Annotated in this window: 9 protein-coding genes; 6 read left to right on the top strand and 3 right to left on the bottom strand. The window is 51.2% G+C overall.

From position 1 onward, the window contains the following. Positions 1-385: 385 nt before the first annotated feature. The 5 genes from AFK62_RS17800 to AFK62_RS17780 all read left to right on the top strand — a co-directional run bounded on the left by AFK62_RS17800 (position 386) and on the right by AFK62_RS17780 (position 8,454). Positions 386-3,073, top strand: coding sequence for a two-partner secretion domain-containing protein (locus AFK62_RS17800; protein ID WP_053532064.1), 2,688 nt, complete (start codon positions 386-388; stop codon positions 3,071-3,073). A gap of 156 nt (positions 3,074-3,229) precedes the next feature. Further along, a complete protein-coding gene (locus AFK62_RS17795; protein WP_007675573.1) occupies positions 3,230-4,909 on the top strand; it encodes a ShlB/FhaC/HecB family hemolysin secretion/activation protein in 1,680 nt (559 codons plus the stop codon). A 128-nt stretch (positions 4,910-5,037) separates the two neighbouring features. After that, a complete protein-coding gene (locus tag AFK62_RS17790; protein WP_007675578.1) occupies positions 5,038-5,460 on the top strand; it encodes a secondary thiamine-phosphate synthase enzyme YjbQ in 423 nt (140 codons plus the stop codon). Then, positions 5,457-5,810: an MmcQ/YjbR family DNA-binding protein gene (locus AFK62_RS17785; protein ID WP_007675581.1), complete on the top strand. Its 354-nt coding sequence runs from the start codon at positions 5,457-5,459 to the stop codon at positions 5,808-5,810. The genes AFK62_RS17790 and AFK62_RS17785 overlap by 4 nt, the downstream gene beginning before the upstream one ends. Positions 5,811-6,183: 373 nt before the next feature. Continuing rightward, positions 6,184-8,454 (top strand): filamentous hemagglutinin N-terminal domain-containing protein, encoded by a 2,271-nt coding sequence (locus AFK62_RS17780; protein ID WP_053532063.1) that lies wholly within the window; start codon positions 6,184-6,186, stop codon positions 8,452-8,454. Between the two features lie 37 nt (positions 8,455-8,491). On the opposite strand, the gene AFK62_RS17775 is transcribed toward AFK62_RS17780, so the two are convergent. From AFK62_RS17775 to uvrA, 3 genes are all read right to left on the bottom strand, one after another. Further along, positions 8,492-8,836: a hypothetical protein gene (locus AFK62_RS17775; RefSeq protein ID WP_007675589.1), complete on the bottom strand. Its 345-nt coding sequence runs from the start codon at positions 8,834-8,836 to the stop codon at positions 8,492-8,494. An 11-nt stretch (positions 8,837-8,847) separates the two neighbouring features. Further along, a complete protein-coding gene (locus tag AFK62_RS17770) occupies positions 8,848-9,249 on the bottom strand; it encodes a hypothetical protein (RefSeq protein WP_007675592.1) in 402 nt (133 codons plus the stop codon). A 209-nt stretch (positions 9,250-9,458) separates the two neighbouring features. Beyond that, entirely contained in the window at positions 9,459-12,284 is a 2,826-nt protein-coding gene (uvrA, locus tag AFK62_RS17765) for an excinuclease ABC subunit UvrA (RefSeq protein ID WP_053532062.1), read from the bottom strand. Positions 12,285-12,514: 230 nt separating this feature from the next. On the opposite strand from uvrA, the gene ssb1 reads away from it, so the two are divergent. Next, on the top strand, positions 12,515-13,057 hold the full coding sequence (gene ssb1 / locus AFK62_RS17760) for a single-stranded DNA-binding protein SSB1 (RefSeq protein ID WP_007675594.1): 543 nt from the start codon (positions 12,515-12,517) through the stop codon (positions 13,055-13,057). Positions 13,058-13,171: the final 114 nt, after the last annotated feature.

The following is a 13,171-nucleotide window of genomic DNA, read 5'->3' as shown; positions in this document are numbered from 1 at the left end:
TTTTTACTTTTACCGTTGCGTCCATTCCTATTCTCTCATCGCTAAATTGTAACAACGCAAAAACATATTCCTTCGGTTAATGACATTAGCGCTATTAATCTGTCTGTCAGCAATGTTCAGAGTGTCAAATAAAAATAATTTTTATGGACACTATTTTTAATTCTTGTTTACTCCTGGAAGAATTTAACCGTGTTGCTTTCCTAATAATCATCCTCGCAAGAGTAATTTATTTTTATTTTGGAATATGTGTTTTGCATTTATTTACACGTTTTTTTTGCGGTTCAAAACACGCCGTAATATATCTGGCCGCCATTTTTTCATCGCGCTATCGCGTTGGGAAAGGCTTCTTCAATAAGTGCGTGTTAAGGACATTAAGGATATTTATATGAAACAACGGAATAAAGGAAAAACGCGGCGTAATAGCGCGAGATTACAGGTAAAACTGGCTCCGACTTGTTTTGCGACTATGCTGGCGCTCGGCATGATCATGCCGGTTGACGCGGCCGTTATCGCCGATAAAGGTGCAGCGAATCAACCAACGGTACACACGGGTGCGAATGGCACGACCATTGTGGATATTAATAAAGCCAGTGCTGAAGGCGTTTCGCATAACATTTATTCGTCATTCGACGTGGACAAGTCCGGCGTTATTCTCAATAACAGTGGTTCTGCTACCAATACGCAGCTTTCCGGCCAGATTGCCGGTAATGCCAATATGGCTGGCGGCAGTGCAAAAGTGATTTTGAATGAAGTGCGCTCGGCGGATCCAAGCCAGCTACATGGGATGGTGGAAGTCGCCGGGCAGTCCGCGCAGGTGATTATCGCGAACCCATCAGGCATTACCTGCGACGGCTGTGGGTTTATTAATACTAACCGCGCTACGCTCACGACCGGCACCGCGACCTTCGACGGTCAGGGAAACCTTTCTGGCCTTGATGTTAAAAAAGGCCAGGTGGTCATTACCGGTAAAGGGATGGATGCCGCTTCGTCGCAATATGCGGATATTATTGCCCGTTCCGTTAAGGTTAATGCGCAATTAAAAGCTAATGAACTGAATATCACCACCGGTGCTAATCACATCGCGAAAAATGGTCGTGTGACAGCAATAAACAGCGACGGCGAAAAACCAGCGCTGGCATTGGATGTATCATCACTGGGTTCAATGTATGCCAATAAGATCTACATGAAAGGCACCGAGGCGGGCGTTGGGGTGCGTATCGATCATGCTGACTTGACCGCAAACGACATGCTTTCTCTTGATGTTAATGGCAAGGTAGAAAACAACGGCGGCACGCTGAGCGGTAACAATGGCGCGGTGGTTGTCGGCACAAGCGTTGCGAATAACCACGGCCATATCTCGGCGGCCAACGGGCAGGCGGATGTCACCGCGCGTAATGGCACTGTGGATAATAGCGGCGTCATTGATGGTTTGTACGCCAATGCAGACGGCAACACGGTGAATAACCGAAACGGTGTCATTCACGGTAAATCCTCGACCGGCGTTACGGCAGACAAGCTGGACAATACTGACGGTACTCTTCTGAGCGACGGTACGCTGAATATTAGCCGCAGGACGCAGACTTCTTCTTATACCTCAACGGCGCCGGGTCTCATCAACACGCAGGGCATCATTTCGGCGAAAGGCAATACTAATATTGATGCCGCGAATGTGGATAACCGCAACGGCAGCATCACGACCGAAGCCAGCCTGAATATTAAAACCAATACGCTGACTAATGCACAAGGCCATATTGCTGCGGGTAAAGCCGGTGTGGCGAGCTGGAATACGTTCCAGACCAATACGCTGAATAATAATGACGGCGATATCACCGTAAATGGCGATGGAAGCGAATTGCAACTCAGCGCGCTGAAAGGGGACGGAACCGTTAGTAATGCAAACGGAATTATCCGCAGCGCAGGCGATATCTCTTTCAATCAGCATCTTAATAACGCCTCCGGTACGGTCGAAGGCAAAAGCATTAGCCTTTATAACAGCGACTATCGCTCCGATGCCGATAGCCAGCTGAACGCGCAGCAAGATATCACTATCACTGGCGGGGAGTTCCGCAATGCCGGTCATATCCATGCGGGTAATAACATGACGCTGGATCTGAATGCGACGGGACGCAATGCGCGTACCCAAAACGCGGCGAATACGGGCGATATTCAGGTGACAGGCGATCTCGATGTGATGATGAGCAATGGCATTTTCACGAATACTGGTGCAATTCATGCGAATAGTATGAACTGGCAACTCAACGATCTTGAAAATAGCGGGATTATTAATGCTGCACGAACGCTTGATTTAAGCACATCTTATCTTGAGAACCATGCGGGCAGCCGTATCGATGCGGTGGATAGTGCGTCGCTGTATGTAACGACGCTGACTAACGACGCCGGTGCAGTGATCCACGCGGGCCAGGATCTGTCTCTGGATGTGAAAAACTTCAGTAACAGTGGCGATCTCGCGGCGCGGGGCGATCTTAATCTGCGACTGAGCAGCAGCTCGTCTCGCTCCACGTCATCTGCATATAACGACGGCAACATCACCGCCGGTGGCGCGCTAAATGCACAAATGAACCGCGTGAATTTCACTAACTACGGCACGATGAAAGGCGATGACAGTGTCTATGTTAACGCCAGCAGCCTGACGAACCGCGGGCTTATCCAGAGTGCAGGCAACGTTTATCTGAGTGGCTCGAACGGCGTCACAAACTACGAAACGGTTGTCGGTGACACTATCTCTACTTCCGGCAAGCTGAAAAATTACGGCACGATGACCGAAACCCACGGCCAGAATGCAGATACGGGTTCATCAGATAACACACCTGCACCCGCTGATGACACGAATAACACGCCTGCGCCTGATAACAACAGTAATGCCGATAACGGCAGTTCTGCCAATAATGGCGGCTCTACTGCGAATAACGGCGGCTATCCCGATGGTGTCGACAGTGACGGTCAGGGGGCATGGATGAACGGCGTGCATTATCGCGTTGGGGATAAAATTAAAGGCAAAACCATTGTCTCAATTGACGTTACCCCTTACGGCTATGGTTTTGTTACCGCCTGACAGACGTTATTGATGTAAAAGCTAAGCCAGCATTTCTGCCCCGATTTATTCGGGGCATTTTATCGCGTTCACGCTTTTTATAAACGGTAATAACGTTGTCGCAAATAAGCCGCAACGGGATGCCCGGTAACAGGGATGGTTAAGGAATTTATTGTGATGACTCGTCACTCTGGCATATACATTGCGATCCTGTCAGTTCTGACCGGAGTTCATTCTCCGGCTTATGCTGAAGTGATGGCGAATCAGCAGGCATTAAACCAGCAACAGCAGAATGAAGCACGGCACGAAACGCTCGCGACAGAAAGTAAATCCTTACTTTCCTCAACGAAGCCAGAGGTGAAAGAGGGGTTTAATCTGCCAGAGGAACAGCCCTGTTATCCTGTAAGCTCGATTTTGTTTGAGAATAAAAATGCGGTGGCGCACTGGCTGAGCTTTCGTGATATTGAGAAAAGCGTAAAAGGAAAGTGTGTTGGCATTAATGGTATCCGGATGATTCATAAAGTGGTGCAAAACCGCTTGTTAGAACACGGATATATTACGACCCGTGTTCTGGTTCCCGCGCAGGATCTCAAAAGCGGCACGCTGAAATTTCAAATACTGCCAGGTACCATCAGCGATATCGTTTTTAAAAATGACAGCGGTAAATATATTCACGCCATAAATAACTTTCCGCAGACAAAGGGCGATGTACTGGATTTACGCGGTCTCGAACAGGGGCTGGAAAATCTTCAGCGCGTGCCGGGGTCAAATGCCAGTATCAACCTGCTGCCAGGGACGAAGCCGGGTGAAACGCAAATTGAAGTCACGCGTACGCAGCCTAAACACTGGCGGCTTGGCGCCTGGGCGGATGATTCAGGCAGTAAATATACCGGGCGCTACCAGAGTGGGCTGGCGTTTTATCTTGATAACCTGACCTCGCTTAACGATATGTTTTATGCCGCGTATGGGGGAGGCCTGAAAAACGAAGATGGCCGGCGCAGCGATAACGTCTCGGCGTTTTATTCTGTTCCCTGGGGTAACTGGCTGCTCGAACTTTACGGCAGCAAATACCGTTATACCCAGACAATTCATGACGGGCCCTTTAGCTATCTCTACAGCGGTATAGAAAAATACCGCAGCGCGCAAATCAGCCGGGTGATTTACCGCAGCGCCAGCCAGAAAACGACGCTGGCATTAAAAGCGTTTCGTCGTGATTCCACCTATCTGCTTAACGACGTGGAAATCGACGTTCAGCGCCGTAAAACCAGCAACTGGAAACTGTCGCTGGAACATCTGGCATACCTGCCGTTCGGTCAGCTAAAAGCGAGCCTTGGTTACCAGAAAGCGGCGCACTGGTTTCATGAACAGGCGGATGCAGAAGAGGTCGTTGGCAATGCCGATCCGCAGGCGCGCATCATTACGCTTGGCGTTGAGGGCACTCTGCCCTTTAACGTGGGCAAACTGTCGATGAGCTATGAGCCGCATTTTATGTCGCAAACCTCCCCGGATCGCCTGACGCAGCCCGATAAGTTCACTATCGGTAACCGCTGGACCGTACGCGGCTTTGATGGTGAAACGACAATCTATGCCGATAAAGGCTGGTATCTGCGTAACGATATCAATCTGAACCTGCCGCAGTGGGGGATGCAGCCGTATGTGGGGGTGGACTATGGTCAGGTGAAAGGTTCCAAAAATGACTACTGGAGCGGAAAACACATTGCGGGTGCCGCTATCGGCGTTCGTGGGGTGAAAGGCAAGTTCGGTTACGATCTCTTCGCCGGTGCGCCTTTGCTAAAACCTGAAGATATGCATACCAGCCCGTTTACGCTGGGCTTCGCAGTGCAGTGGCAATACTGAACTACGCCTGCCGAATGACTTTTATTGCTGGCGCGCTGTGTAAAATTCACGCAGAACGCCAGCGGAATTTTGCCTTTTGCCGCTCAGTCTGCACACTTAGAGAATCACGTTTTTTATGGGAGCAGACTATGTGGTTTCAAAAAACCCTGACATTAAAGGCCAGGCCTCGGGGTTTTCACCTTATCACTGATGATATTGTCAGCCAGCTTCCGGCGCTTTCGCAGGTGCAGACGGGATTATTGCATCTGTTGCTTCAACATACCTCTGCATCCCTCACGCTGAATGAAAATTGCTCCCCCGCCGTGCGCCACGATATGGAGCGCCATTTTCTTCAGGCTGTGCCTGAAAGCGCGACCTACGAACATGACGACGAAGGGCCGGATGATATGCCCGCACACATTAAGTCTTCTACGCTGGGTGTTTCTTTAATGCTACCGGTCAGGCAGGGGCGTCTGCAGCTCGGTACCTGGCAGGGCATCTGGCTCGGAGAACATCGCAATCATGGCGGCGCGCGCAAGATAGTCGCGACGCTTCAAGGAGATTCTTTATGATAAACCCAGACTTGCTTGATTACTGTATGAAAAAACCGGGTGCTGAGCAGAGCGAGCATCGCGACTGGAAAGCGGCGCAAATCAAAGTAGGTGATGTGCTGTTTGCCATGGTGCATGACGTTAACGGGCGTCCCGCTGTCTCGTTGAAAACGAGCCCGGAACTGGCGGAGCTGCTGCGCCAGGAAAATAAAGACGTTTTCCCCAGCGCGCACCTGAACAAAGCGCACTGGAGCACCGTGTATCTGGATGGGGAATTGCCGGATTCGCAAATTTACTATCTGGTCGACGCGTCGTATCAACAGGCTGTCGGTTTGTTACCGGAACAGAGGCGGCAGCAATTGTCGATTTAAACTTTAGTCAGGTGCCAGAAGTTCGGCGACAGTCGCTGCACTTCTGGACTCCTTTTTTCTTGTTTTCTTATTTATGCGATTCGCTACAGGTTTTTTTTCTCTTTATTAACATTCTAATAAGAATCAACTGTCTATTTTTGTTGAGATATTCATGTCGGGTTTCTGTTATCGATATCTCTTTTCGCAAATAAATAACTTTAAGAATAAGTTCTTTATTCGGATAAGATCGATCTAATATCTGAAAGTTATCTTGTGGCATCTATTTGGGAGGGCGGTCAATTATAATTGCTGGTGGGTTAGTGAGCCACTATATATTCATTAACCCATTATGAGGCTGGAATTATAATTCAAATGTAACATATAAGGACGATCAATGAAAAATAATCAAGGAGCAGCGCAAAAAGAGTTGCGCGCTAAACTGGGGCCAGTCTGCTTCGCTACACTCATGGCGTTGGGTATGGTACAAAATGCCAGCGCGGCAATCACGGCGGATACCAGCGCGGCTCATCAGCCGGGCATCCAAAAGAATAGTAATGGTGCGACTGTCATTGATATTAATAAAGCCAGCAGCCAGGGGGTTTCGCATAATATTTATACCGAATTTAACGTAGATAAAAACGGAGTGGTGCTTAATAACAGCACCACAAATACCAACACGCAGCTGGCAGGTAATATCAGCGGCAACGCCAACCTGGCTGGCAACAGTGCGACAATCATTCTGAACGAAGTGCGTTCTTCAGATCCGAGCCAGTTAAACGGTATGGTTGAAGTCGCAGGCAAGTCTGCACAGGTCATTATTGCTAACCCATCAGGTATTACCTGCGATGGTTGTGGCTTCATTAACACGAATCATGCGACGTTAACCACGGGTACTGCAAATTTCACCGACGGTAAACTTACCGGCTACGATGTTAAAAAAGGCCAGGTGGTTATAACCGGCGCGGGCATGGATGTCGATAACAACGGTAAACCGCAACTGACGGATATCTTTGCGCGTTCAGTGAAAGTGAATGCAAAACTGCAAGCAAACAACCTGAATATTGTCACCGGCGCTAACCGCCTTAAGATGAATGGCGATCTGGATAAATATATCGCAGGCACCGGCGATGCGCCTCAGTTGGCGCTGGATGTCACCTCGCTAGGTTCTATGTACGCCGGTAAAATCAATATGCTGGGCACTGAAGCAGGCGTAGGCGTTCGTCTCGATAACGCTGATATCGTCTCTACTGGCCGTTTATCCCTTTCAACCAACGGTAAACTGGAAAATAACGGTAGCCGCATCGTTTCTATGTCGGAAATGGGCATCAATGCTGACTCGCTGGATAATAGCAACGGTATTATCCATGCAGAGCGCGGTAACCTTAACGTCAATATTTCCCACGATCTCAATAATCACAACGGTAAAATCACCAGCGAGAATATTTATCTCAATGGCGGTCATACCAACAATACGAACGGCCTGATCGATGCAAAGCAGCAGATGAACTTAGGCGGCCAGACGCTGGATAACACGGAAGGTGAGATCCATAGCGGTTCCGATATGTGGGTGTCGTACAATTATAATGAACGCGCCGATCTTTCTGAAAGCGCTATCAACAATGAAAAAGGTGTGATTTCGTCTGGCGGGAACATGACCGTACAGTCATTAAAAATTAATAACCACGCTGGTTTAATTCATTCTGATGGTGCGCTAAGTATCGATGCACATAACCTTGTCAACACTGACAGCGATGCGTTCGTTGCGAATGACAAATGGCAGCACCAATACCAGGCACAGGGCGGGATCTACGCTGGCAACGCCGCTACCTCGCCGTATGCGCACTATGCGCCGTCGCAGTCTGTCATTAACGCGAAAAATCTGAACAATGAAAATGGCCGTATTATTTCCAGTGGCGACCAAACCGCGCTGCAGATTTATGGTTACGACTCACTGAATAATAATAATGGCGTTATCGATTCAGCAGCGTCGCTGGCGGTAAGCTACGCGAATGCTATCAATAACGGCACGGGTAAAATTAATGCCGCTAAAGATTTATCACTGGAATCTGCGGTATTTAATTCTGATGCTGAGGGCAAAATTGCCGCAGGTAATAACGTAAATATCCGCACCTATGAGCATTTCGATAACAAAGGTGAGATCATAGCAAATAATAATTTGAGCCTCGATATGTCCATTGCATATCGTTACCCGTCTGGTGAAAGCCGTAACGAAGGTAACATGTCTGCCGGTAGTGAAATGACACTGCAAACTCAGAGCGGTGACTTTATTAACGCGGGCACGATGGACGCAGATAATGGCTTAACCTGGTATGGTAATAACGTTACTAACCAGGGCCGCATTTCCAGTAAAAATGCGATTAACTTTTATGTGAGCAAACTGACTAACGCGAAAGACGCAACCATTACGGGTGAGTCGGTTGGGGCCACTGGTGAAGTGGATAACCAGGGTACCATCACGCCGGATTTTGTTCCCGCTGGCGGAGGTAATACTCCGGTTCCAAACCCGGATGATAACGGCAGTCATGTGCCTGATAACGGCGGCTACACTCCGATGCCAGAGCCGATGCCAACACCTGATCGCCCGGATTATCATGTACCGGTTACGCAGGACAACGATCATTATACTGCCTACAGCCATCACTAAGATGAGCCACATTAAACCCCGCTCCGGCGGGGTTTTTTTACTTTACCACTCCGCTAAACGATCGGATCGCGATATCGAGTAGCCGCACCGTCAGTGCCTGAATACGTGTGCGCAGGGCGATTTCACTGCTATTGGCATGGATCTGCGCGATCGTTTTCTGCTTATTCAGTAGCGTTATTATATCTTCAGCGTCAATCTTCCCCTGCGCCTGATCAATCAGAGCTTGCGCAACGATCGCCGCACTGGTTCGGATAAACTCTTCGCGATCGTCGAGGCTTTGTTTCAGCAGCGCTGTGAATTCTTCGGGGCCAATATTGCCTGCGCCTTTTTTAAACACAGCCGAACTCAGAAGCGGGTTCACAATATGAAAAAGATGACGCATAGCGTGCTCCTTTACTGGCATGGCGAGGCGGGTCGACTGCATTCGCCCCGTATTGCTTCGAGGTAAGCGAGCTGCGTCTGCTTACGCCAGAGCGCGGCTTGCTGCGCGGTGAAGGGGTGATGTTGTTTGAAAAGGCGCGCGCGATCTTCACGGTATAGTGACTGCAACAGGCGCAGATTATCGGTACGAAGCGGATCGTGGAGGCTTTCAGCATAGGCGAGCGCTTCAGCAAAGCGCAGCCGCAAACGGCTGTCCGCTTCAGACAGTGCATCTGCATGCCAATCACCCGACGGCGCGGTAACGTCGTCAATTAATTGCAAATGCGCGACCATGAGTTCTGTTAACTGTGCATGCGCCCGTGGCTGATAATGGCCAACCAGGCTACAGGCAGAAACCAGAACGGTCAGTAACATCAGCTCCAGGCATTTCTTTGGGAAAAGGCTCAACGTAATTACGTACGGCATCGTGTCTCCGTGCATCTGCAGTCTGTCTTTTGCAAAATTCAGCATCAGTCAGGCACGCGCGCAAATCATCTTTGCTCACGCAGGACGCAAGAAACCCCATTGAGGAAAATTGAGAGGAGAAGATGCGTCGGGCCTGATATGGCCCGACGCGCAGAGCGTTACTGCAAAAGTGGTTTGAGGAAACGAGCGGTATGTGACGCTTCACACTCCGCTACCGTTTCCGGCGTACCGGAAACGAGGATCTCGCCGCCGCCGCTACCGCCTTCCGGGCCGAGATCGACAATCCAGTCGGCGGTTTTGATAACATCAAGGTTATGCTCGATAACCACAATCGTGTTGCCCTGATCTCTTAACTGATGCAATACCGCCAGCAATTGCTGGATATCCGCGAAGTGCAGGCCAGTAGTCGGCTCATCGAGAATATAAAGCGTCTGCCCCGTTCCGCGTTTTGAAAGCTCACGTGCAAGTTTCACACGCTGGGCCTCACCGCCAGAGAGCGTCGTTGCGGACTGACCGAGACGAATGTAAGTCAGACCAACATCCATCAGCGTTTGCAGTTTACGCGCCAGCGCCGGCACCGCATCGAAGAACTCACGCGCTTCTTCGATGGTCATATCCAGTACTTCGTGGATCGTTTTGCCTTTGTACTTAATCTCCAGCGTTTCGCGGTTGTAGCGTTTGCCTTTGCACTGATCGCACGGCACGTAAATATCCGGCAGAAAGTGCATTTCAACCTTAATCACGCCGTCGCCCTGGCACGCTTCGCAACGCCCGCCACGCACGTTAAAACTAAAGCGGCCTGGCGTATAGCCGCGCGAGCGCGCTTCTGGCACGCCGGCAAACAGCTCACGCACGGGCGTAAATACGCCGGTATACGTTGCCGGGTTCGAGCGCGGTGTACGGCCAATGGGGCTCTGGTCAATATCGATAACTTTATCGAAATGCTCCATACCCTGAACGTCACGGTAAGGTGCCGCTTCGGCGATGGTTGCGCCGTTAAGCTGACGTTGGGCGATCGGAAAGAGCGTATCGTTAATCAGCGTTGATTTACCTGAGCCGGATACCCCGGTAACGCAGGTAAACAGGCCCACTGGCAACGTTAGCGTCACGTCTTTCAGGTTGTTGCCGCGCGCCCCGGTCAGCTTCAGCACTTTTTCCGGGTCCGCTTTCACACGCTCTTTCGGCACTTCAATTTTGCGTTTACCGCTCATGAACTGCCCCGTCAGCGACTCCGGGACTGCCATAATGGCGTCAAGTGGGCCTTCCGCCACGACCTGACCGCCGTGTACGCCAGCGCCTGGGCCAATGTCTATCACGTGGTCGGCGGCGCGGATGGCGTCTTCGTCGTGCTCCACCACAATCACGGTGTTACCCAGATTTCGCAGGTGAATAAGCGTGCCAAGCAGGCGTTCGTTATCGCGCTGGTGCAGACCGATGGACGGCTCATCCAGCACATACATCACGCCGACCAGGCCCGCGCCAATCTGGCTTGCCAGACGGATACGTTGCGCTTCGCCGCCGGACAGCGTTTCCGCCGAGCGCGAGAGCGTCAAATAATTCAGGCCGACGTTCACCAGGAATTTCAGGCGATCGCCAATCTCTTTCAATACTTTTTCAGCGATTTTGGCCCGCTGGCCGGAGAGCTTCATGTTATTGAAGAACTCCATCGCATGACCGATGCTCATATCGGAAATCGTTGGCAACGCCGTGTTTTCCACAAACACATGGCGCGCTTCACGTTTCAGACGCGTGCCTTCGCATGTCGCGCAAGGACGGTTGCTGATAAATTTCGCCAGTTCTTCGCGTACTGCGTTGGATTCGGTCTCTTTGTAACGACGTTCCATATTATGCAGCACGCCTTCAAACGGATGACGACGCACGGAGGTATCACCGCGATCGTTCATGTATTTGAATTCGATGGTTTCTTTACCGGAACCAAACAGCACGGCGTGTTGCACTTTCTCGCTAAGCGTATTCCAGGGCGCTTCTACATCGAACTTATAGTGGTCGGCCAGCGAGCGTAGCATCTGAAAGTAATAGAAGTTACGGCGGTCCCAGCCGCGGATGGCACCGCCAGCCAGCGAAAGCTCCGTATTTTGAACTACGCGATCCGGGTCAAAATATTGCTGCACGCCGAGACCGTCACAGGTAGGGCAGGCGCCGGCCGGGTTGTTGAACGAGAACAGGCGCGGCTCAAGCTCACGCATACTGTAGCCGCACACCGGGCAGGCGAAGTTGGCGGAAAACAGCAGCTCTTCGGCTTTCTCATCATCCATATCCGCCACAACGGCGGTGCCGCCGGAGAGCTCCAGGGCAGTTTCAAAGGATTCTGCCAGGCGCTGCGCTAAATCCTCGCGGACTTTAAAGCGGTCCACCACCACTTCAATAGTGTGTTTTTTCTGCAGTTCCAGCTTTGGCGGATCGGATAAATCACACACTTCGCCATCAATGCGCGCGCGGATGTAACCCTGGCTTGCCAGGTTTTCCAGCGTTTTAGTGTGCTCGCCTTTACGCTCTTTAATCACCGGTGCCAGCAGCATCAGACGCTTGCCTTCTGGTAGCGCCAACACGTTATCCACCATCTGGCTTACGGTTTGCGCGGCGAGCGTCACATCGTGATCCGGGCAGCGCGGCTCGCCGACGCGGGCGTAAAGCAGACGCAGATAATCGTGAATTTCAGTAATCGTCCCCACGGTAGAACGGGGGTTATGGGAGGTCGACTTCTGCTCAATGGAGATAGCAGGCGACAACCCTTCGATATGGTCGACGTCAGGCTTTTCCATCAGCGACAGGAACTGGCGCGCGTAAGCGGAAAGCGACTCGACATAACGGCGCTGGCCTTCGGCATAGAGGGTGTCGAAAGCCAGCGAAGACTTGCCGGAACCCGACAGCCCGGTCACGACGATAAGTTTGTCGCGCGGAATGACGAGGTTGATATTTTTGAGATTGTGGGTGCGGGCGCCCCGAACTTCTATCTTATCCATTCACCTTTCCTGGATTTGAACGCTAATGCCTGGGTGTTTGAAGGACAACCGGTGGCCAGAAACGGTTAATTATGACACAATTTAACCTGAATGGATATCCAGTATTTATTTGCAACTGTGTATACTGTGTGAACATTTCCTGAAGCCGTCTCGCAGCTATCAACATTGAAGGCTGACGTGGTAGAATGGAATGTTTACACTATTAAGAAATGTTTTCAGGAGACACGATCATGGCCAGCAGAGGCGTAAACAAGGTGATTCTCGTCGGTAATCTGGGGCAGGACCCGGAAGTACGCTACATGCCGAATGGCGGGGCCGTTGCGAACCTGCGCCTGGCGACGTCCGAATCCTGGCGCGACAAGCAGACCGGCGAGATGAAAGAAGTGACCGAATGGCACAGCGTTGTGCTGTACGGCAAGCTGGCGGAAGTCGCGGGTGAATATCTGCGTAAAGGTTCGCAGATCTACATCGAAGGTCAGTTGCGTACCCGTAAATGGCAGGATCAGAGCGGTCAGGATCGCTATTCGACCGAAGTTGTCGTTAATGTCGGCGGTACCATGCAGATGCTGGGTGGCCGTCAGGGCGGCGGCGCACCGGCCGGTGGCAACATGGGCGGCGGTCAGCAGCAGGGCGGTTGGGGTCAGCCTCAGCAACCTCAGCAGCAGAGTGGCGGCGCGCAGTTCAGCGGCGGCGCACAATCCCGTCCGCAGCAGCAGGCGCCGGCACCGTCTAACGAACCGCCGATGGATTTCGACGACGATATCCCGTTCTGATAACGCGGCGCTCCGTCTGATGTAGGCTGTTTAGCAACATCGGGGATATGTGCCCTTATCGAACCATCAAAAAAGCCCTGCTCCTGCAGGGCTTTTTCTTTATCTGCTTATCCA

It is taken from the genome of Cronobacter condimenti 1330 (assembly GCF_001277255.1).
Taxonomy (GTDB): Bacteria; Pseudomonadota; Gammaproteobacteria; order Enterobacterales; family Enterobacteriaceae; genus Cronobacter; species Cronobacter condimenti.
The sequence above is the reverse complement of the archived record's forward strand: the minus strand, read 5'-3'. Positions and strand labels throughout refer to the sequence as shown.